Origin of the sequence: Undibacterium hunanense, assembly GCF_014284335.1 — a bacterium.
Taxonomy (GTDB): domain Bacteria; phylum Pseudomonadota; class Gammaproteobacteria; order Burkholderiales; family Burkholderiaceae_D; genus Undibacterium; species Undibacterium hunanense.
In genome coordinates, this window is record NZ_JACOGF010000011.1 from 25,284 (window position 1) to 45,648 (window position 20,365).

General features: G+C 49.1%; 20 protein-coding genes. 17 read left to right on the forward strand and 3 right to left on the reverse strand.

The annotated features are described in order from the left end of the window. Nucleotides 1–160 precede the first annotated feature (160 nt). From H8L32_RS19485 to H8L32_RS19520, 8 genes are all read left to right on the forward strand, one after another. Nucleotides 161–706 (forward strand): GspH/FimT family pseudopilin, encoded by a 546-nt coding sequence (locus H8L32_RS19485; protein ID WP_186948938.1) that lies wholly within the window; start codon nt 161–163, stop codon nt 704–706. Between the two features lie 42 nt (nt 707–748). Next, nucleotides 749–1,249, forward strand: coding sequence for a type IV pilus modification protein PilV (gene pilV / locus H8L32_RS19490; RefSeq protein ID WP_230412326.1), 501 nt, complete (start codon nt 749–751; stop codon nt 1,247–1,249). Then, nucleotides 1,246–2,319, forward strand: coding sequence for a PilW family protein (locus H8L32_RS19495; protein ID WP_186948940.1), 1,074 nt, complete (start codon nt 1,246–1,248; stop codon nt 2,317–2,319). The genes pilV and H8L32_RS19495 overlap by 4 nt, the downstream gene beginning before the upstream one ends. A gap of 35 nt (nt 2,320–2,354) precedes the next feature. Beyond that, nucleotides 2,355–2,903, forward strand: coding sequence for a pilus assembly PilX family protein (locus tag H8L32_RS19500; protein ID WP_186948941.1), 549 nt, complete (start codon nt 2,355–2,357; stop codon nt 2,901–2,903). A 10-nt stretch (nt 2,904–2,913) separates the two neighbouring features. Further along, entirely contained in the window at nt 2,914–6,267 is a 3,354-nt protein-coding gene (locus H8L32_RS19505) for a pilus assembly protein (RefSeq protein WP_186948942.1), read from the forward strand. Nucleotides 6,268–6,284: 17 nt separating this feature from the next. Beyond that, a complete protein-coding gene (locus H8L32_RS19510) occupies nt 6,285–6,623 on the forward strand; it encodes a hypothetical protein (RefSeq protein WP_186948943.1) in 339 nt (112 codons plus the stop codon). Between the two features lie 11 nt (nt 6,624–6,634). Continuing rightward, nucleotides 6,635–7,060, forward strand: coding sequence for a type IV pilin protein (locus H8L32_RS19515; RefSeq protein WP_222619421.1), 426 nt, complete (start codon nt 6,635–6,637; stop codon nt 7,058–7,060). Between the two features lie 207 nt (nt 7,061–7,267). Then, a complete protein-coding gene (locus tag H8L32_RS19520) occupies nt 7,268–8,209 on the forward strand; it encodes an exopolyphosphatase (protein ID WP_186948945.1) in 942 nt (313 codons plus the stop codon). 110 nt (nt 8,210–8,319) lie between these two features. On the opposite strand, the gene H8L32_RS19525 is transcribed toward H8L32_RS19520, so the two are convergent. Then, nucleotides 8,320–9,036 carry a hypothetical protein gene (locus H8L32_RS19525; RefSeq protein ID WP_186948946.1) on the reverse strand — a complete coding sequence of 239 codons (717 nt, stop codon included), beginning with the start codon at nt 9,034–9,036 and terminating at the stop codon, nt 8,320–8,322. A gap of 263 nt (nt 9,037–9,299) precedes the next feature. Here H8L32_RS19525 and H8L32_RS19530 point away from each other — a divergent pair, with 263 nt between their 5' ends. From H8L32_RS19530 to H8L32_RS19555, 6 genes are all read left to right on the forward strand, one after another. Beyond that, entirely contained in the window at nt 9,300–9,986 is a 687-nt protein-coding gene (locus H8L32_RS19530) for a response regulator transcription factor (RefSeq protein ID WP_230412316.1), read from the forward strand. A gap of 25 nt (nt 9,987–10,011) precedes the next feature. After that, a complete protein-coding gene (locus tag H8L32_RS19535) occupies nt 10,012–11,346 on the forward strand; it encodes an ATP-binding protein (protein ID WP_186948947.1) in 1,335 nt (444 codons plus the stop codon). Between the two features lie 200 nt (nt 11,347–11,546). Next, on the forward strand, nt 11,547–12,584 hold the full coding sequence (gene gmd / locus H8L32_RS19540; RefSeq protein WP_186948948.1) for a GDP-mannose 4,6-dehydratase: 1,038 nt from the start codon (nt 11,547–11,549) through the stop codon (nt 12,582–12,584). Between the two features lie 58 nt (nt 12,585–12,642). Then, entirely contained in the window at nt 12,643–13,770 is a 1,128-nt protein-coding gene (locus H8L32_RS19545) for a glycosyltransferase family 4 protein (RefSeq protein ID WP_186948949.1), read from the forward strand. Nucleotides 13,771–13,903: 133 nt separating this feature from the next. Then, nucleotides 13,904–14,698 carry a MipA/OmpV family protein gene (locus H8L32_RS19550; protein ID WP_186948950.1) on the forward strand — a complete coding sequence of 265 codons (795 nt, stop codon included), beginning with the start codon at nt 13,904–13,906 and terminating at the stop codon, nt 14,696–14,698. 15 nt (nt 14,699–14,713) lie between these two features. After that, nucleotides 14,714–15,466, forward strand: coding sequence for a hypothetical protein (locus H8L32_RS19555; RefSeq protein WP_186948951.1), 753 nt, complete (start codon nt 14,714–14,716; stop codon nt 15,464–15,466). A gap of 102 nt (nt 15,467–15,568) precedes the next feature. Here H8L32_RS19555 and H8L32_RS19560 read toward each other — a convergent pair whose 3' ends face one another. Then, nucleotides 15,569–15,748: a hypothetical protein gene (locus H8L32_RS19560; protein WP_186948952.1), complete on the reverse strand. Its 180-nt coding sequence runs from the start codon at nt 15,746–15,748 to the stop codon at nt 15,569–15,571. Nucleotides 15,749–16,017: 269 nt separating this feature from the next. Here H8L32_RS19560 and H8L32_RS19565 point away from each other — a divergent pair, with 269 nt between their 5' ends. Continuing rightward, the gene (locus H8L32_RS19565; RefSeq protein WP_186948953.1) at nt 16,018–18,231 is read left to right on the forward strand and encodes a TonB-dependent receptor plug domain-containing protein; all 2,214 of its coding nucleotides are present in this window, start codon (nt 16,018–16,020) and stop codon (nt 18,229–18,231) included. A 143-nt stretch (nt 18,232–18,374) separates the two neighbouring features. Here the strand turns inward: H8L32_RS19565 and H8L32_RS19570 are convergent, their stop codons facing one another. Then, nucleotides 18,375–18,866: a pilin gene (locus tag H8L32_RS19570; protein WP_186948954.1), complete on the reverse strand. Its 492-nt coding sequence runs from the start codon at nt 18,864–18,866 to the stop codon at nt 18,375–18,377. Nucleotides 18,867–19,168: 302 nt separating this feature from the next. Between H8L32_RS19570 and pnuC the strand changes: the two genes are divergently transcribed. Both pnuC and H8L32_RS19580 read left to right on the forward strand, forming a co-directional pair. Next, on the forward strand, nt 19,169–19,759 hold the full coding sequence (pnuC, locus tag H8L32_RS19575) for a nicotinamide riboside transporter PnuC (protein WP_186948955.1): 591 nt from the start codon (nt 19,169–19,171) through the stop codon (nt 19,757–19,759). Then, a complete protein-coding gene (locus tag H8L32_RS19580; protein ID WP_186948956.1) occupies nt 19,747–20,271 on the forward strand; it encodes an AAA family ATPase in 525 nt (174 codons plus the stop codon). Before pnuC ends, H8L32_RS19580 begins: the two co-directional genes overlap by 13 nt. Nucleotides 20,272–20,365 lie beyond the last annotated feature (94 nt).

The following is a 20,365-nucleotide window of genomic DNA, read 5'->3' on the forward strand; positions in this document are numbered from 1 at the left end:
TTTCAAAATGTGTTTGTGTGTCTGTCGTTTAGCTTTAACCGCTTATCGGATGAATATTACCGATCAACTGTTTCCCATCGCCAATGAAGTATTTTTATCTTATAGTCATTCTTAAGCTTATGATGTTGTATTCGATAAACTTTGGTATTACCCCAAATTCATGATCAATCGCAAAACATTACCAGGCAAGACCCGAGGTTTTTCCCTGATAGAGCTATTAATTGCCATGGTGATTCTGTCCATTCTGACAGCGATTGCCTATCCGAGCTTTCAACGCATTATCATGCGTACAAAATTGAATGCAGACAGTACCTTGTTTTCGCAGGATCTGGCATTTATGAAAGGCAAGGCGAAAACCAGGACGGGCAGCACGATTACGATGTGCCCCAGCTCAGATGGCGCGACTTGTACGGGGGGAGCCTGGGGTACTGGGCGGATTATCTTTTTTGATGAAAATGCTGATGGTATCGTGACTACTGGCAAGGATGAAATATTGGAAATCCGTGCGGCCTCTGGAGGAACGTCAGCCATTACTGTAACTGGTTTCAATACAGGGGCTAATATTCAATTCAAATCCACAGGAGAGGCCCGCTATTCGGGCGTGGTCAAGTTATGTGACAGTAAGCTCTCCGGGGCATTTGGTATTTCTCAATCTGTCCTTGTCACTGGCATGGTGCATAAAACGACCAGCGTTACCTGTCCTTAGGATGATGATATGAGATTACAAAAGAAAATGGTGTTGAAGCGCATGGTCGGTGCCTCCTTGCTGGAAGTGTTGGTAGCGATTTTGATCCTGTCGTTGGCTGCCCTGGCGAATGCGGGTTTGCAAATCGCTGGTATACGTGCCAATTCCAGTGCCAAATACCGATCAATTGCGGCAGCACATATCAATGATATGGCCGATCGTATGCGGGCCAATCGTTCAGGGCTGAGTTATTTTAATTTGGTCAAAGGTATCCCGTCACTTGATCCGAAGTCTGGTTGTTCGGCTGTTGCTACGCCATGTAACGCAGCTGAGATGGCACAGCATGATTTTTATGAGTGGACTACTGCGCTTTCGAAAGCCATACCCGAAGCTCAGGCAGCTATTTGTCTCGATACCCAAGCAGGGCCAGCGAATGCTGCGACTGATACCTACGCTTCACCTACTTGTAGTGGCACAGGGACAACTTACAGCATCAAAGTCTGGTGGGATGATTCACACGGTGAAAAAATTCCTCAAATTTTTACGACAAATTTCCAGCCATGAAAATCCATTCATCATTCTTATATCGTCAAAAAGGTTTGTCTATTGTTGAGCTGATGATTGCTCTGACGCTGGGCATGATTATCACCGTGGTTGCAGGTTCCATTTTTGCATCTGGTTCCAAGGGATATTTTGTTCAACAAGAGCAATCACAAATCCAGGAGGCAGGCAGAACTGCGGTGGATGTGTTCGGCAGAACGGTGCGTACCGCGAGTGATTTTGGTTGCCGTTCTGACTGGACCTTAGTCTCTCTTCAAGGGTTTGTAAATCGAGTCACTACCAGCCCCCCGTATGCTTACAATTATGGCACTAACCCCCTGGATACGCAGGTGGTTGGATATGATGGAACCGGGACCGCCTGGTCGCCAACCATTCCAAGTGATCTGCCTATACCGACCAATGCTGACAAAAATAGCGATATCGTTACTATACGCGGTGTGACTGGCAATCCTGCAGTCGTCATTGCCCCGTTCATGACTGCCGTGACGGATGCCGTGACTGTAACTACGGGAAATGGCTTTGCAGCCAACGATGTGTTGGTTATTTCTGATTGTATTATGTCAACTATTTTTCAGGTGTCAGGTACGCCTGATACTACTGGAACCTTGACTCATGCTGCAGGCGGTAGTCCAGGAAATATTGATAATACATTGGGTAAAGTTTATGCCAGTGGTTCTGAGGTCTATAAATTGGCTTCGACTACTTTCTATATTGCACCCAGCCAATTTAGTACCAACCCGTCGTTGTGGCGTATCGTAGGTACAAACGCAGCAGAAGAGCTTGTTGAAAATGTAGAAAGACTCAAAGTTTATTATGGTATGGACCCATCCGTTGGTTCAGATAACACCAAGCGTGACTATTCTCCTAACACCTATATTCCTGCAAATGCTACTGGTATTGATATGAGTAAAGTGATCAGCCTCCGGTTTAGCATGTTGATTCGATCACCCAGCGATAATGTAACGAAAGCATATCAAACTTACACCTTTGATGGCTCAGCTACTACTGCGACAGATTATCGTTTGCGCAGTGTTTTCTCTACAACTATTAGTTTGCGAAACAGAGTTTTGTGATGGATAAAAATAATAACTCCAAAGCTGTAACCAGCATGAAGCGTACACATTCACGGATGCTGGCGCGTCAAAAAGGGGTCTCTCTGGCCGTTGTACTGGTGATGGTGGGTTTGTTGGCCATTATCGGTATCAGTGCCATGCAGATGAATGTGCTGCAAGAAAAAGGGGCGGGTAATTTCCGTGATCAGGATCTGGCGTTTCAAACGGCAGAATCCGCATTGCGCGATGCTGAACTGTATGTGGACACCAACCTGACGCCGACATCCGGTTTTTCAGCAACCTGTACAGGCGGCTTGTGTTTGCCCTCCGCAACATCTACCCCGGTTTGGCTGGATACAACGCTGGATGTCTGGAATCACACCAATCTGACTTTACCTTATACGCAGACGGTCCAAAATGTTGCCAAGCAACCGCGTTATATTATTGAAATGATGGCTGAAAACATTCCGAATATCGCCGGTGGGTCGTTGGATGTAGGGGGTAGCGCACCGGGCCCCACGCAGGCAACTTTTCGAATTACTGTGAAAGCCTGGGGTGGGTCTGACTCTGCCCAGGTGATTTTGCAATCTGTTTATCTGAAGTGATGGAGTGATCATGAGAATTCCTCGTAATACCCAAATTGTAAAATTACCCGTTACGGCAATCTTTGCCGGCGTATTGACGCTGCTGAGTTCTGGCACTGCAAGCGCCGCAGCACTTGTGCTGTCACAGACACCGCTATTCGTGACTAACTCAGTTTTGCCAAACGTACTGGTTGTTCTGGATAACTCAGAATCCATGGACGGCACCATGTCAGGTAAGTTGATTGCCGGTGATGACGCAACGACGCGGTCTAACGTCGCACGTACTGTCATGCGCGATACTATAACTAATTATCGTAATGCGTTTAACTGGGGTTTGATGTCTTTTGACATTACCAGTACGAGTTTTTATGTAACCTATGCCTATTATTTGGGTAGTACCACAGGCATGGTATTTACCGATAGTTGTTCGGGTAGCCCTTTGCAAACATCGGGTGGCCAGCCTTGCGTGGTTAATCCTACCCCGTTCACAGGTGGTGCGTATGTAACCTACGATACATCGGGTGATGATGCCAGTATTAATGACGTGTTGTATACCAGTTCGCCTAGTGCTTCTCAGTGTGCAACCACAACAATTGGTAGCCTGACATATTGCAAGGCAATGTGGGCGTTGACCGGTGGTGCAGGTACAACTTACACATTCTATGGTAACCATACGGCCACGAACTCCTGGGCCGCGAGTACCTTTTCAGGTTGCCCGCTTGGTACGTGCAGCCCAATCAGCCTGAGTGAGACAGATGCCGGCTACATACCACGTAATCCACCTATCATGCGGCAATTGTATTTGCCGCGCGCCTGGGGTTATGGTGGTACGAATTCTGGTAAAGGTAAATTGAACGAAGCGGTAATGGCAGATACGACTGCACATTATAATAATTTGATATCGTATCTGGCGACGGAAACAGCCTCCACCAGCACGACTGAGATTAAAAACGCATCGACTTTTACACCTCTGCCAGGTGCACTGGGATCAGTGAAAACATATTTTTCCGGTGCTTCAACACCAGTTAAATATAACTGCCAGAAAAATTTTGCGATGCTGGTAACCGATGGTTTGGCAACTGCTGATACGTCAGGTAATCAATATTCTGCCGCAGACAGGGCTGCGGGTAAGCCATTGAATGATACTGTTGCCGCTATTACCGCCTTGCGTACTACTGCCGTACCATCATTTGGCACACAAGATATTCAGACTTATGTCGTTGGTTTGGGCGATACCGTACAAAACCCAACAGCTGTTGCCGCGTTGAATTCTATGGCAAATGCTGGTGGTACCGGGAACGCTTATCTTGCCTCGAACGCTACTGCTTTTAATAATGCGATACAGTCCATCGCTGGCAATATTACGGCGCAGGTTGGCTCAGCGTCTGCGGTATCCCTGAACTCTACCCAGATCAACAGCGGTTCTGCACTGTTCCAGGGTAAGTTCAGCAGTATTGACTGGTCTGGTCAATTGCTATCTTACCCAATCACCTCAACCGGTGCTTTGGGGGCATTGTCATGGGATGCCGGACAGGTACTGAATGGGCAGAACTGGAATACTGGCCGCGTTATTCTGACCAATAATCTGCTGACGACGAATGCAACCGGACGTGGCGTTGCTTTCCGCTGGCCAAGCAACCCGCTCAGCCCAAGTTCGACGACAGAAATCAACGTTAATCAGATTCTGGCATTGAATAAAAATTCATCCGGTACAGCCGATGGCCAAGGTCAATTGCGTGTGCAATATTTGCGCGGTGACAAGTCGAACGAGGGTGCAGCACCTATGTTCAGAAAACGTACCAGAAGTGTTTTGGGTGACATCGTCGATTCCAATTCTGTGTATGTGGCTAAGCCGCCTTTCACTTACCCAGACAGTCTGGAGTCTGCGAAATATGTAACCTTTTCCCAAAGTAATGCCACTCGCACACCGATGGTCTATGTGGGAGCCAACGACGGTATGCTGCATGGCTTTAGTGCAGTCGATGGATCCGAAAAAATTGCCTACATTCCAACCCAGGTATATTCCAACTTGTCCAAGTTGACTGATCCGGCTTATGCGCACAGGTTTTTTGTAGATGGATCACCTACGGTTGGTGACGTCTTTTATGCTGGTGCATGGCATTCTGTGCTGGTTGGCAGCTTGCGTGGCGGTGGTCAGGGCATTTTTGCCTTGGATGTAACAAATCCTTCCACTTTTGCTGAAACCAATGCCGCCACTACCGTCCTGTGGGAATTCAATGATGCAGACGATGGTACCGAGTATGACCTGGGCTATACCTATACCCAGCCCATGGTTGTCAAGATGGCGAATGGTAAGTGGGCGGCTGTATTTGGTAATGGCTACAATAATACTACTGCTGACGGCAAAGCAAGTTCTACTGGTGCTGCTGCCATTTACATTGTAGATATCCAGACTGGTGCATTGATCAAGAAGCTGTACACTAATACTGGTAGTGCAAGTACGCCAAACGGTATTGGTAGCGTTACTCCGGTTGATGTCAACGGGGACAATATTGTTGACTATATTTATGCCGGTGATTTGCTAGGAAATGTATGGAAATTTGATGTAAGGGCGACCAGTACAAGTTCATGGGGACCATCTTTTGGTACAAACGTTGCACCATTACCTCTTTTTACTGCCAAAGACTCTACCGGTAAAAATCAACCGATTACAGGCAAGGTCACAGTAGGTCGTAATCCCGTTTCAGGTTACATGGTGTATTTCGGTACTGGTCAATACTTGGCTACTACTGATTTAACAGATACTTCGCCTCAAAGCTTTTATGGAGTCTGGGACAATGGAGCAACTGTTAGTGGGCGTAGCCTGTTGTTGGCGCAAACCATCAATACGACGACCGCAACAGGAGCTGGCAGTACTTTCCGTACCAGCTCTCAAAATGGCGTCGCCACAACCATGTATGTTGCGCCACTCAATAAAAAGGGTTGGTATGTAGACTTGCCAATTTCTACGGAGCGTCAGGTGACGGATCCTTTATTGAATGATAGTAATATCGTGTTTTCTACGCTGATTCCTAGTACGGATCCATGTGCTTCAGGCGGTAGCGGCTGGATTATGGAATTGGACGCGGTAACTGGCAATATGATTTCTGACCCGATTTTCCCAACAGGAACTTCAGATACATTCGCATCGACGGATTTTGCTACAGCAGGTGTCAAGACTTCTGCCATTCCATCGACGCCACGAGTAATTAATAAACAAGGTGTATCCTATGGAAGCACTACAGGTTCAGGTTCGACTTCAGGTACAGGTACAGCTTATGCGAAGGAGAAAAAATTGACCAGTCAGTCTGACGGCACAATTAATAACCTGACTGAAAAATCGTCCATTACGCAAAAACGTATCATGTGGCGTCAAGTCCAGTAATGACAGGAGTAATGAATATGAAACAGCACTATCTGATATGTGGTTTTCTGGCATCGGCACTGACAAGTCAGGCTTATGCCAGTATTACACCGCAAGACCTGGCTGCGCAAAAGCAAAGTACCGGTACGGTGCCATCCTATGTGCAGAACGTTGATACATCCAAACGTACTGTAACGGTGGACCAGACTACCTATACGGTGTCACCATCGGTGGTTGTGCATGAAGGCAACAAGACGTCGACGATGACCAGCATTAAAAAGGGAACACGTATTAAAGTTGCGTCCGAGAAAAAAGTGGGGCAAGCTAACAATGTCATTACTGAAATTTGGGTAATGCAACAGCCTAGCGGAAAATAATGGAGCCACTGATGAAAAGAAATGCAGGTTTTACTCTGGTTGAAGTAATGATCGCCGTTGTTATCATTGCCATCATTACTGGTGTTGCTGTGACCAACTACAAATCCAGTATGCAAAACAGCCGCCGCTCAACCGCGCAGGCTGATTTGATGACCCTGGCCCAGTTTATGGAAAGGACGCACACCGAAGCGCTGACTTATATGCCAGGTGCGACACCGGCAGTACCCACTTTGCCTTTCACGGTATCCCCGCAAACGGGTACGACTTACTACAACATCACTTTGGTAGGTACTACAAGTAAATTCTATACCTTGCGTGCTACTCCTACGGGCACCCAAACCGGTAACGGGAATTTAGAAATTGATTCAACCGGTGCCAGACGTTGGGACAAGAATAATGATGGCAGCTTCTCGGCAGACGAGAATACCTGGAAGTAATACCTGAAGTATTTCCGGCTTGATCGGAGTCTCAGCAAAAACGCCGCCTGCAAGCGGCGTTTTTGTTTTTGGTGGCCGTTGCATGAACGCAAACTATTTGTGAATAGACAAGAGCATAGAAAGTGATTACATTTAAGATTCAGATGCCGATTTTTTTAAATTCATCCTGCCCACAGCGAATTACCACCTATCAATAAGGGAGTATTCATGTCCGCCACAGCCCCAAAATTCCGATTGATTACGCGCAGCGACTTTGATGGACTGGTGTGCGCAGTCTTGCTCAAGCATCTGGATTTGATTGATGACATCTTGTTTGTTCATCCCAAAGACATGCAGGACGGCAAGATTGTTGTCACCGAAAAGGATATCAGCACCAATTTACCGTATGTCGAAGGTGTGCATCTGGCATTTGACCACCATCTGTCAGAAACGCTGCGCAATGCCAATCTGGAAAAAAACAATCATGTGATAGAGCCGGATGCACCTTCTGCGGCTCGCGTAGTCTATAACTACTATGGCGGCCTGAAGTCTTTTCCTGCATCCTGGGATGACATGATGGCCGCGGTCGATAAAGGTGATTCAGCACGATTCAACAAGGATGAGGTGTTGCATCCCCAGCGCTGGGATTTGTTGAATTTTTTGATGGATGCACGTACCGGCCTTGGGCGTTTTCGTGATTTCAGGATATCGAATTACCATCTGATGATGGAACTGATTACGCTGTGCAAGACCCAGGGTATAGACGAAATCATGCAAAACCCTGATGTGAAAGAAAGGGTGGATCTGTATTTTGAACATGAAGAGAAGTGCAAGGAACAGATACAGCGCTGTGCCACGGTACACAACAATCTGGTGGTGCTGGATTTGCGTACTGAAGCCACGATATACGCCGGTAACCGTTTTTTGATTTATGCACTGTTCCCGGATACCAATATTTCAATTCACATATTGTGGGGTCTGAAAAATCAGAACACCGTGTTTGCAACCGGCAAGTCGATTTTAAATCGCACATCCAAAACCAATATCGGCCCCTTGATGCTGGAATTCGGCGGTGGTGGCCATGAAAACGCCGGTACCTGTCAGGTGGAAAACGACAAGGCCGCTTCTACACTGGCAAGCCTGATCAGCAGAATCAATCAGGATGGCTGAGTGATGAAGCCAGGTATTGCAATCAAGCAGGAAGAGTAAGCAGAAAGTTTGCGTGATTTGCGCACAGAAGGCAGCTTGCGCAAGCTGCCTTCTGTGCCTGTATACCGTCCTTAATTGGCCAATGGTGTTGCCTGTATGTTGATGCTCTTGTAGTAAATATGACTGGTGGATTCAAAGCCCGAATCGAAACCGAACAATAACCACAGGTTGCCGGCCGCATCGGTTCTTGCATTCAGCGCGGTCTGATTGTCGAGCTTTTTCTCCATATAAGGAGCACGTCCGCAGTCGGTGCTGGCATTGCCTATGGTACCCAGGACCAGGGCAGATTTGCCCGAGCCACTTTGGCCACCGCGGTCGATATTCATCACATATTCATTCCCTTTTAGTATCGTCAGCGGTTCAATTGATGAGGCTCCGGCAAATACCCAGACGCTATCACCAGGTGAGCCGCCTACACCAAAACAGCCGGTGGCAACATTGCTGACAATGGTGGTTTGAAAACGCAGCGCATACTCAGTGTTCGGGGCAAAACCGCTGTATCTTTTCTTGATATAAATGAACAGATCATCACTGCGGTTGGTACCAAATGCATACAGGCCTTTGCCTGACAGAGGGGCTGGCAGCGAACGATATTCCGTGACCATATCCGTAGGCTTTGTTTCCACCGAAAAATCGGACGTGCCGGATATCCAGCCCGTCGGTTCACTATTGAAATCAATACTGATCTGTACGGGCGACGGGGCCGGCACATAATTACTGCTACCCCCGCAGCCACTTAGCAAGGCGGTAGCGAACAGGAAAAAGGTCAGACCAGGGCGAAATTTCATACATTATCCTTTTAAATTGAATACATGCTCAGGGACATATTCGGGTACACAATCCGGTACACACATCAGTCCACGAGATGACCGAGAGCATAACGAGCAGTTCGCCGTAAATCAGTCGCCAAAATGTCGGATATTTGTCGTAAATTTGTAAGTGGACGCCCTGGCTGAAATTGTCTGAAAATTGTAAGTTGACCGTACATGACCTGGTATTTCTCGCAATTTGGGGGCGAGCTCTACTACAATGCGGGCAAAGGAGAGATGCTATGTTTCGTGTAATGCTGGTAGAAGATGATGCCAAGCTTGCCAATCTGGTCGCCGAATATCTGGGCGAATATGAATTCACCGTTGACGTTGTCAGCCGGGGGGATACCGCGCTGTCCCATTTTCAGCAAACCTTGCCTGACCTGGTGGTACTGGACCTGATGTTGCCAGGGCTGGATGGCATGGTCGTCTGTCGCCAGCTGCGTGCGGTCAGTACCGTGCCCATCCTGATACTGACGGCCCGCGAAGATGCCTTTGATGAAGTCTCCGGACTGGAGCAGGGGGCGGATGACTACGTCAACAAGCCGGTACAGCCACGTATCCTGCTGGCCCGCCTGCGTGCCTTGTTGCGACGTATCAAGGACGCGCCGGTGGATGATAGCGAAGACCTGGTGTTTGGCGCATTCCGGTTGTGCCGGCGTGATCGTAGCGTGTCGTGGCGCGAACAGGATGTTCTGCTCAACAGTGCCGAATACAAACTGTTGCTGGTCCTGGCCGAGGCTGCTGGCAAGGTCTTGTCGCGCAACGATATATTGATACAGATGCGCGGTATAGAGTTTGACGGACTGGATCGCAGCATTGACAATAAAATCTCCCGCCTGCGTCGCAAATTTGATGATACGCATGCAGACAAGATCAAGACCGTCTGGGGAGAGGGCTATCTGTTCAGCCCGTCCGCCTGGGACTAGACTATGACTCCTCCATGAATCGTCTATGAATCGCCTGTTCCTGCGTTTTGTCATCCTGGTGATGCTGTCCATCAGTGTCGCCACTATTGCTGTCTACGTCGTGATTCGTAGCTTCTTTGGTGATCCGCTGGAAGAAGTCGCGCAACAGCAGGCCGCAGGACAAGTCTTTTTACTCACGCAGTATGTCGATCAGGCCGGTCCTGATGAATGGCTGGTGCGTCTGAATAAAATCCGCGAAATTACCCACAGCAAGCTGGAATTGATTCCCCTGCAAAGCGCACTTCAACAGGTCGCGACAGAAAAAAAACCACAATTCATGCGCGGCGAAGTGGTGATCGATATTGCGGGAAAATCTTTTTATCGCCGGGTTGACTTGCAGGGGTTGCGTTATATAGGCAGTGATGAAGAAGTCTTGCATGCGCAAGAATTGCCTATTGATGTGATACCCGTGATCAGGACCGAAGTCGTGCGTTACATCATAGTCGCACTCTGTCTGTTGATACCGATTGCCATCTGGTCTAGTTCCCATTGGCGCGGCTTGCAGGCGCTGGAAAAAGTTGCTGATGAATTCGGTGAAGGACATTTGAAGATACGTGCGCAGACGCGTGAAAGCGACAGCATCTACCCCTTGGCACAGCGCATGAACCAGATGGCGGCACGCATAGAAGGCTTGCTGGATGCGCAAAAAAGCCTGTTGCATTCGGTCTCGCATGAATTGCGTACCCCTATCGCCCGTCTGGAATTTGGTCTGGAACTGTTGCGCAATGCAGCCAAAGACCCCAAACTGGAAACCCGCGCCGCCGCCATGGAAGCCGACTTGCTTGAATTGAATTCGCTGGTGACCGAGCTATTGAGCCTGAGCAAACTCGACCAGCAACCCGCATTGAAACTGGCAGAGTTTGTCGTCGCCGATTGCCTGGAGACCTGTCTGGATAGCTTGCAACATGAATTGTCTGGCTTTCAGGTCGATACCCTGTTTTCAGATGCAGTGGGAAGCATGATCGCTGATCAGCATTTATTGGCCAGGGCGGTCAGTAATTTACTCAGAAATGCCGGTAAATACGCCAGTCAGCATATCAGCCTGACGCTCAAGAAAGCCGCTGGCGATATCATTATCATGCTTGATGATGACGGCCCAGGTATACCTGTGGAAGAACGTGAGCAGATTTTTAATGCATTCTACCGGCTTGATCGCAGCCGTGACCGGGCAACCGGCGGCTTTGGACTTGGGCTGGCAATCACCCAAAAAGCCATACAGGCGCATGGCGGCCGTATTACCGTAGAGGATAGTCCCTTGGGTGGCGCCAGATTCGTGTTAAGCCTTCCTGCCACCCCGCAAGCCGCAGTAATCGCTACCTGATACCCGCCACAGTATTCATTATTTATCTTGGCAGCCCTGAAAGTGCTGTCTGCGGCGCTGTCTTCTTGCCTGAGCTCTCTTACAAATTCATGACATTTGCGCGACAACTCGGGGAAGACTTGCTTTCTCACTGTCACTATCATTCTTGCATGAGATAGTTTTTTGTTATTGGCAGCTTCAGAAACAAGTGAGAAGGGCGAATGAGTAGCAGAGCATTAATTACAGGTATTACAGGACAAGACGGTGCCTATCTGGCAGAGCTGTTATTGCGTAAGGGGTATACCGTATTTGGCAGTTATCGCCGTACCAGTTCGGTTAATTTCTGGCGTATGGAAGAACTGGGTATCAGCACCCACCCCAATTTACATCTGGTGGAATATGACCTCACTGATCTGAGTAGCAGCATACGTCTGCTGCAAAATACCAATGTGACGGAAGTCTATAATCTGGCGGCACAAAGCTTTGTCGGTGTGTCATTTGAACAGCCTGTCACCACCATGGCCATCACCGGCATGGGTGTTTTGAATTTGCTGGAAGCCATACGCATTGTTAACAAGAAGATCCGTTTTTATCAGGCATCGACTTCTGAAATGTTTGGCAAGGTGCAAGCCATTCCCCAGCTTGAAACGACACCGTTTTATCCGCGTAGTCCCTACGGTGTCGCCAAACTGTATGCACACTGGATGACGATCAATTATCGCGAATCCTACGATATTTTCGCCAGCAGCGGCATTTTGTTCAACCATGAATCGCCTTTGCGCGGACGTGAATTTGTCACCCGCAAGATTACCGATGCCGTTGCGAAAATCCGCCTGGGTCTGCTGGATTGTCTGGAGCTGGGAAATATGGACGCCAAACGTGACTGGGGTTATGCGAAAGAATATGTCGAAGGTATGTGGTGCATGTTGCAGGCTGATGCGCCCGACACCTTCGTACTGGCAACCAATCGCACCGAGACTGTCCGTGATTTTGTCGAGCTGGCTTTCTGGGCGGCAGACCGCCAGTTGCACTGGCGCGGAAAAGGTGAAGATGAAGTCGGTGTTTGTCGCAAAACCGGCAAGACCCTGGTGAAAGTCAATCCTGCATTTTATCGCCCGGCCGAAGTCGAGTTGTTGATAGGCGATCCGCAAAAAGCAAGAACGGTTTTAGGCTGGGAAACCAGGACTACGCTGGAAGAGTTGTGTCAGATGATGGTAGAGGCCGATTTGCGCAGGAATACGGCACGCAGCTCGTACTGAAGAAATGCCCGCCATGCAGGCGGGGATAAGGAATATGCCGTAACAGACGAGGTTTGCAATGAAGGTCTTACATTTCTATCGCACTTATCATCCCGATACCTTTGGCGGGATAGAGCAGGTCATACGGCAACTGGCTGTGGGCACCACGCGCCTGGGTGTCAGCAATGAAGTACTGACACTGACGCGCAGCAAGGGCCAGCTTGAGCTTGAACTGGAAGGGCATCAGGTGCACAGGGTCAGGCAGAATTTTGAAATTGCATCGACCGGATTCTCATGGCAGGCACTCTCGCGTTTCATCGAACTGGCGAATAGTGCAGACATCATTCACTATCACTTCCCCTGGCCTTTTATGGATTTGATGCACCTTATCGGCAGAATCAGGAAACCCAGTATCGTGACCTATCATTCCGACATCGTCAGACAGAAATTTTTGCACAAGGTGTATGAGCCTTTGAAAAACTGGTTCTTGAACGATGTTGACCGGATAGTGGCTACCTCGCCCAATTATTTGTCTACCAGTCCGATTCTGCATCGCTATCGCGACAAGACCGAGGTCATTACCTATGGTCTGGACAAGAACATTTATCCTGAAGCATCGCCTGCGGTGGTTGCGCACTGGCGTCAGCGTTTTGGCGAACGTTTTTTCCTGTTCGTGGGCATGCTGCGTTATTACAAGGGTTTGCATATCTTGCTGGAAGCGGTGGCAGATTCGGACATGCCCGTTGTTATCGTTGGCAATGGTCCCGAAGAACAGGCATTGAAGCAGCAGGCGCAGGAATTGAAATTGACGAACGTCCATTTTTTAGGCGCGCTGCCAGAAGAAGATAAAATTGCCTTGCTGAGCCTGTGTTACGGCCTGGTGTTTCCTTCTCATTTACGTTCGGAAGCATTTGGTATTTCATTGCTGGAAGGGGCGATGTTTGCCAAGCCCATGATTTCCAGCGAAATAGGTACCGGTACAAGTTATATCAACATCGCCGATGAAACCGGCCTGGTTGTACCACCCGATGATTCCCTGGCTTTGCGTGCCGCCATGACACAATTGTGGAACAACCCGCGCCAGGCCATGCAGATGGGGCGGCTGGCGCAACAAAGATACGAATCAGTGTTTACTGCCGACCTGATGGCGAGCAATTATGTGCGTCTGTATGTCGATGTGATCTCGGGTAATACCACCATGCCCTAGGGGCAAGGTGCAGGTTTTCCCGGTGACTGTGTTTTCCATGGCATCCTTCGTCTTGGCCGCGATAAAAAGACAGACTGAGATTTCTACTGTGTTTACAATAGGCTGGCTATCCTAACTAAAAAAATCATTCAGCATGAAATTTCTTTCTTTCTTATTTTTTTCAGGTGTCGCGCAATTTGCTTTGGCACAGACACCAGCGGCGACCATGCTGCCTGACGGTAGCTCTGACAAGTACGTGGGACTGGGCGTGATTTCCGAACCTAGCTGTGAGTTGGGTGGTGAACAAACCACACGCATCATGCCCAATGTGCAAATGCAATGGAGTAATGGCCTGTTCTTGCGCAACACCAACCTGGGCCTGCATCTGAGCCCATTTGATCGTGTTGAGTTTGGTCCCTTGCTGGCCTATCAGCGCGGTTGCAGTGCATCTGCTGCACGCAAGCTGGCGGGATATGGGGATGTGGATGGCAGTTTCCAGGCGGGTGGATTTTTAAATTATTACCCACTGGCCGGATTGCGCCTGAGCTCCAAATTCCTGGTGGGAAAAGTCGCCGGTAAACAAAGCAGTTACATCAATCTGGAAGCCCGCAGTTACCACCAGTTGGCGCTACATCACGGGATTGCCCTGTCAACCGGTCTGGCCTGGAGCAAGCGCTCTTATGATCAGTCAGGTACCCGCTTTGATCCTGACATAATGGCTTCTGGTAGCAATGGTTTCGGTACACCTGCAACCAGGATGCAAAACCAGATGGATGCCAATGTCAGGAACGCTTATCTGGGGCTGAACTGGAACTGGGAATTCAGCCCGGCATGGATGCTTACTTCCCATGTCACGGCAACACACCAGTTTGATAGTGGTAAAGACAGCCTGTGGCTGGGTAAGCGTAATTATGTGACCGTGTATTCCGGTCTGGCTTATCGATATTAATCAGTTTTAAAACGTATGATCATTCCTTATTCCTCACTCTTTGCAATGCTGTTACTGGCATCCGGGATAGCGTCTGCGCAGCTGCCGGCCGCAGAGGCAAGCCATAAGCCAGCGACGCAGGAACAGGCGAAAAAAACGGATGCCGGATGGGTCAGCTATCGCAATGTCTACAAGCTGATGATACGTTTTGAAAAATACGGCAAACAAAAAAATCTCATACAAAATCATTTGCAGATACTGACCCGGCAGGGCAATTATGCGCCGGACGATCTGGAGTTGACGCTGGTCAGCAAGAGCATGCGCCTTGGTTTGCCACTTGATGCGGCAGGTCGTGCCAATTTTCCCTTGTTGAAGTCGGCTTATGATGAGAATGCAGAACTGCTTGTCAATCATGCGCCTGAACAGTTGATATTCCAGTCCAGAATTTCCATCATTCCCCGCGCCGATGGTGTGTATGAAATGACAGAATTACGCGCAGCTTGCGAGCAGGCATGGACTTATCTGAAAAACGAGGGCGATGTCACTGTGGCTGACAAAAAGTGCACGGGTGTCAAATTTGCCTATGGACGCAATATTGAACAGGCACTGATACGCTTCAGAAGTGGTACGCAGCAACTGACGGCGTTGCCGGTACAGGACGGCAATCCATTTTCAAATGAATTACCCAGGATAAATAAAATTGCCCACATCCGTTTTGCAGATGCGGCTGACAAGGGGCAAGTACTGACCCAGAATGCCCCTGTCATCATTACACCGATGTTTGAATGATCAAGTCTGATCACGCCTGATCAAGCCGCAGCAAGATGCTGCAGCAAGATCTTTAAGCGAGGTCTTTAACTGCGCTCGCCATGATCAGGTACTGCATCCAGCTTACCAGCGGCGCCAGTGCCTGCCACCACCCCAGTAAGGACCATTGTCGATGACGATCGGTGGTCCTCTGACGACCACGGATGGGCCTGCCACATAGCCATGTGGTGGCAATACAACGCAGCCTGACAGATTCAATGTGGCGGCCAGCAATGCCAATATGGCCAGACGATGAATGCGCATGATGTTCTCCTTTTTGATCGCATACACATACAATGCGCGACCACGTCTGGCGTTGACTGCCAGAATGTAAGTCTATGTTTCCGTTGTTTCCAAATCACGTGAGCTGACTTTGTTCAGTTAGCAGAGCAAGATTGCTATTGGTGCAATTTTTGATGTGGCAAATAATCGCTCAATAAGTTGACGCAAGGCCTTGTTGCGGCGCGGAACTTTACTTGATGTGGTATGGTCCAAGACTCACCATTTACCACTATTGCCACAATAATATCTATATGCAAAGCAAGAACCTTTCTTTACGTCCAACTATCCTGTCCCTGGCAATCATGGCGGCATTCAGCCAGCCAGCTATGGCGCAGCAAGCCACTCCAGTAAAACCAGAATCGGCAGAAAAAACAGAAAAAACCGATCCAAAAATACAAAAAGTTGAAGTGCAGGGTGCGCGCAATTATGACGAACGTCGCCAGGACACGGCCACCAAAATCGTGGTGACGCAGGAAGATATCGTGCGCTATGGTGATACTACCGTCAGCGAAGTCATGAAGCGTCTGCCAGGTGTCACCATGGGTGGCGTACAGGGCCGTGGCGGTGATATCCGCATGCGCGGACTGGGTGCTGGATATACCCAGATCATGTTGAATGGTGAACCCAGCCCACCAGGTTTTTCTCTGGATTCTCTGTCGCCAGACATGATAGAAAGGATAGAAGTCATTCGTGCTGCGACAGCTGAGTTGAGCACCCAGTCCATTGCTGGCTCCATCAATATCGTGCTGAAGAAAAGTGTACAGACCGCGCAGAAAGAATTGAAGGCAGGTTTGTTTGAAGACGGAGGCAAATTTGGTGAAAATCTGAGTTATCAGGTTTCGGATAAATCCGGACGTATGTCTTATGCCTTGTCCGGCAACCTGAATCGCGGTCAGTATGAACGCCCCAGCTATTCAGATGAAGTCGGTACTGACGCCAATGGCAAGCCCAATTTGCTGCGTCATACCGACAGCCTGGGTTGGGGAACTTTCACCAATGTGGGATTTTCACCAAGGGTGAACTGGAATCTGGAAAACGGCGATACCGTGACGACGCAGAGTTTTATCAATGCGAATCGTTTTGTTGGAAATAATCGCGATTCATCGACTGGTACCCCGTCGACTTATGCAAGCGATAACCAGCAAATTCAGTCTGACGCTACCATGTTGCGTACCAACCTGAACTGGATACACAAGCTGGCCGACAGTGCCAAACTGGATTTCAAGCTGGGCGCCAACTACAACAAGCGCACATCGGATGTAGGCTTGTTGGGATATAACGTTAATAAAACGCAGATACTGGATCGCAAATCGACTTCTGGCGGTACCGACAAAGGCATCACCATGAGCGGCAAGTACAGTGCGCCCTTTGTCGAAAATCATTCCTTCGTATTTGGCTGGGATGGTGCTTACAGCAAGCGCAGCGAGACACGTGAACAGACGGATAAAGTTACTGACCCTGATAACAAACTGATTGCCATTCCTCTCAATGAAGATTTCACTGCAGACGTGACGCGCCTGGCTTTGTTTGCCCAGGATGAATGGAATGTGACCAAGCAATGGTCGGTCTACGGTGGTTTGCGCTGGGAAGGCCTGGATACCCGTAGCCAGGGTAATACTTTTAACGAAGTACATAATAAATCCAGCGTCTGGAGCCCGATATTGCAGACACTGTATAAACTGCCAGACAGTAAAAATGACCAGATCAGACTGGGTATTACCCGTACTTACAAGGCACCGGATACCAGTCGTCTGATTCCACGCCGTTCTATTTCCAATAATAACAGCGCCACCAGCCCTGATTACACGGGTAACCCTAACCTGAAACCCGAACTGGCCTGGGGTCTGGACATGGCGTATGAACATTACCTGCCTGGTGGCGGTATGCTCAGTGCCAGCGTGTTCATGCGCAGGATCGATGATATTACCCGTACAGATTTGTCTCAGGACGCCAATGGAAAATGGGTTGCTATGCCAGTGAATAGTGGCCAGGCCACGACCAAGGGCATAGAACTGGAAGCCAAGCTGCCGTTGAAGGCCATCATGGCGGATGCTCCAGCAATTGATTTCAGGGCTAACCTGTCGTTTAACTGGTCTGACCTGAGTACCGTACCGGGGCCGAATAATCGTCTTGATTCACAGACACCTATCAGCGCCAACCTTGGCATTGATTACAAGTTCGACAAACTGCCTTTGACAGTGGGCGGCAATGCCAGCTTCCAGGATGGCGGGCCAGTACGTATTTCTGTAGCGCAAAGCAGTTATTCTGTGCCCAAGCGTGTACTCGATTTTTACGCCTTGTGGAAGTTTGATGCAAAAACCAACCTGCGTGTATCAATAGGGAATGCCCTGCATCAGGACAATATCAATGCCAGCACTTACAGCGATAGCAAAGGTACTATTCACCAGACAAACACGACACCTACCACGGTGGCTGCACGAGTGATGTTTGAACACAAGTTCTGAATGTGATGGCGCTACGCTTTTCTGCTTGAGCAAAAAACATGGGCACTGATAAGTGCCCATGTTTTTTTTGCGCTGATAAAAAAAGAATAATTCAGGCGGTAGTGGCAATCTGCTGAGCTTATTGTTGACTTTATTCGCTGAATTTACTTACTGAGTTTTGCACGACAATTCAGCGGCAGGTTAACGGCTGGGATCGTGGTCCTGTCTACTCCCTTGACCGTCATCTTGTCCGGTACCGATGCTGCTGCGCAGACCCAGGCGACCGGCACCACTGGCGCATCTTCCACCACGGCGGGGCGCAGGCTGAGAATTTTTCCTCTGATGGCAGAATGCGCATTGTTGCCAAAGGTGATATGGATAGCCCCATCCTTGACGGCGACAGAGCTGACCAGATTACTGACGATCTTGTCAGCCATGGGCAAGCCTGCGGCAGCATTGTCTGCCGGGAATTTCTGTTCTGCCAGCCAGGTGGCTGCGACCGGTTTTTTAGCGATATCTGCCAGTGGAATTGCAGCTTCTATCTGTTCCCTGACGATCTTGTATAAATAAGATGGAATGGCCAGCGCTGCCAGCGTGGCGATCACCACAATCACCAGCATCATTTCCAAAAGAGTAAAGCCGCGTTGTTTTTTCATGAAATCTGCTTCAATAATGTGTTTGGAGGCTGTTGTTAAAGGACTATGAAAGGACTATGGTTGGCAAATCGCCAGGCACAAGTTAATTTTGCAACAGCCGCTTAGAAATATAGCGGATAAGCGCGCTATCTCACAATCGAAATATTGCTGTCGGGGTCAATTACCATCTGAATGTCAGCTGGCTTGTGCTATTGCAGGCTGGATTTAATGACATTTTCCTGTGAATTCTGGGCACTTTCGCCGATAATGCGGGCACGCCAGCACTTCATATCCGCACTCAATATCTGCCGCATTTCTACATGATGAATGATCCGATTATCCTGTTCGGGCTCCAAACCAATTTGCTGGAGCTACTGTCCTTTGTTCTCTCTGTCATCACCGTTGCCCTGAATATACGGCAGTTGCACTGGGCCTGGCTGTTTTCCATTCTGTCATCCGCTTTATATGCGGTGGTATTTTTTGATGCCAGACTGTATGGCGACATGGGTTTGCAGTTTGTGTTTATCGGTGTGTCTGTCTGGGGCTGGTTGCTATGGCTGCGCGGCGATGATCAGTCGGCGGCCTTGCCGGTATCCAGACTTGGTGCACAAGGCCGTTGGCAGGCGCTTGTCGCCTGTCTGCTGGCATTTGCGGTGCTGGCAGTATTTCTCAAATACTGCACTGATACCGATGTCCCTTATGCCGATGGTTTTCTGACCGCAGGCAGTTTACTGGGACAGGTCTTGCTGAGCCGGAAAAAAATCGAGAACTGGCATGTCTGGATCATCGTTGATGTTCTGTATGTCGGTTTATATGTATATAAAGGCCTGATGCTGACTGCTATTTTGTATGGCATCTTCGTTGTGATGGCGATCATGGGCCTGCGCGCCTGGAGTAAAGCATGTCCACAGTAAACCGGGTCGTGATTCTGGGAGCAGAATCATCAGGTAAATCTATCCTTGCCGAGGCACTGGCGGCACATTACCAGACCATCTGGGTGCCTGAGTATCTGCGTGAGTTTGTCGAGCAACAGCAGCGCGTACCAAGGCAGGAAGAACAGATACTGATCGCCCGCACACAGTTGCAGCGTGAAGCCGAGCTGGCATCCAAAGCACAAGACTGGCTGTTTTGCGATACCGGCCCCTGCATGACAGCCATTTATAGCCGCCATTACTTTGGTGATGCCGGTGCTGAACTGGATGCGCTGGATCAGGCACATCAATACGACTTCACCATCGTGACCGCGCCAGATTTTCCGTGGATGCCGGATGGCCTGCAACGTGAATCGGCTGCAGTACGCCAGTTGATTCATGAAGAGGTGCTGAATGTGCTGGAGGACCGGGATATCCCATTCCTGCTGGTTGAGGGCAGTAAGGCGCAAAGACTGGAGCAGGTACAGTTTGCCCTGTCGTTTTTAATGATGTAATTTGTCAGACGGTTTTAAGTTTCACCAATAAAAAAGCACTGCCTTTCAAAGGGCAGTGCTTTCAGAACAGTGTTTTTAGCGCGCTAAAAAACCG

Coding starts and splice junctions, on each gene's coding strand:
- H8L32_RS19485 (WP_186948938.1), top strand. CDS start 161: ATGATCAATCGCAAAACATTACCAGGCAAGACCCGAGGTTTTTCCCTG.
- pilV (WP_230412326.1), top strand. CDS start 749: ATGGTCGGTGCCTCCTTGCTGGAAGTGTTGGTAGCGATTTTGATCCTG.
- H8L32_RS19495 (WP_186948940.1), top strand. CDS start 1,246: ATGAAAATCCATTCATCATTCTTATATCGTCAAAAAGGTTTGTCTATT.
- H8L32_RS19500 (WP_186948941.1), top strand. CDS start 2,355: ATGAAGCGTACACATTCACGGATGCTGGCGCGTCAAAAAGGGGTCTCT.
- H8L32_RS19505 (WP_186948942.1), top strand. CDS start 2,914: ATGAGAATTCCTCGTAATACCCAAATTGTAAAATTACCCGTTACGGCA.
- H8L32_RS19510 (WP_186948943.1), top strand. CDS start 6,285: ATGAAACAGCACTATCTGATATGTGGTTTTCTGGCATCGGCACTGACA.
- H8L32_RS19515 (WP_222619421.1), top strand. CDS start 6,635: ATGAAAAGAAATGCAGGTTTTACTCTGGTTGAAGTAATGATCGCCGTT.
- H8L32_RS19520 (WP_186948945.1), top strand. CDS start 7,268: ATGTCCGCCACAGCCCCAAAATTCCGATTGATTACGCGCAGCGACTTT.
- H8L32_RS19525 (WP_186948946.1), bottom strand. CDS start 9,036: ATGAAATTTCGCCCTGGTCTGACCTTTTTCCTGTTCGCTACCGCCTTG.
- H8L32_RS19530 (WP_230412316.1), top strand. CDS start 9,300: ATGTTTCGTGTAATGCTGGTAGAAGATGATGCCAAGCTTGCCAATCTG.
- H8L32_RS19535 (WP_186948947.1), top strand. CDS start 10,012: ATGAATCGCCTGTTCCTGCGTTTTGTCATCCTGGTGATGCTGTCCATC.
- gmd (WP_186948948.1), top strand. CDS start 11,547: ATGAGTAGCAGAGCATTAATTACAGGTATTACAGGACAAGACGGTGCC.
- H8L32_RS19545 (WP_186948949.1), top strand. CDS start 12,643: ATGAAGGTCTTACATTTCTATCGCACTTATCATCCCGATACCTTTGGC.
- H8L32_RS19550 (WP_186948950.1), top strand. CDS start 13,904: ATGAAATTTCTTTCTTTCTTATTTTTTTCAGGTGTCGCGCAATTTGCT.
- H8L32_RS19555 (WP_186948951.1), top strand. CDS start 14,714: ATGATCATTCCTTATTCCTCACTCTTTGCAATGCTGTTACTGGCATCC.
- H8L32_RS19560 (WP_186948952.1), bottom strand. CDS start 15,748: ATGCGCATTCATCGTCTGGCCATATTGGCATTGCTGGCCGCCACATTG.
- H8L32_RS19565 (WP_186948953.1), top strand. CDS start 16,018: ATGCAAAGCAAGAACCTTTCTTTACGTCCAACTATCCTGTCCCTGGCA.
- H8L32_RS19570 (WP_186948954.1), bottom strand. CDS start 18,866: ATGAAAAAACAACGCGGCTTTACTCTTTTGGAAATGATGCTGGTGATT.
- pnuC (WP_186948955.1), top strand. CDS start 19,169: ATGAATGATCCGATTATCCTGTTCGGGCTCCAAACCAATTTGCTGGAG.
- H8L32_RS19580 (WP_186948956.1), top strand. CDS start 19,747: ATGTCCACAGTAAACCGGGTCGTGATTCTGGGAGCAGAATCATCAGGT.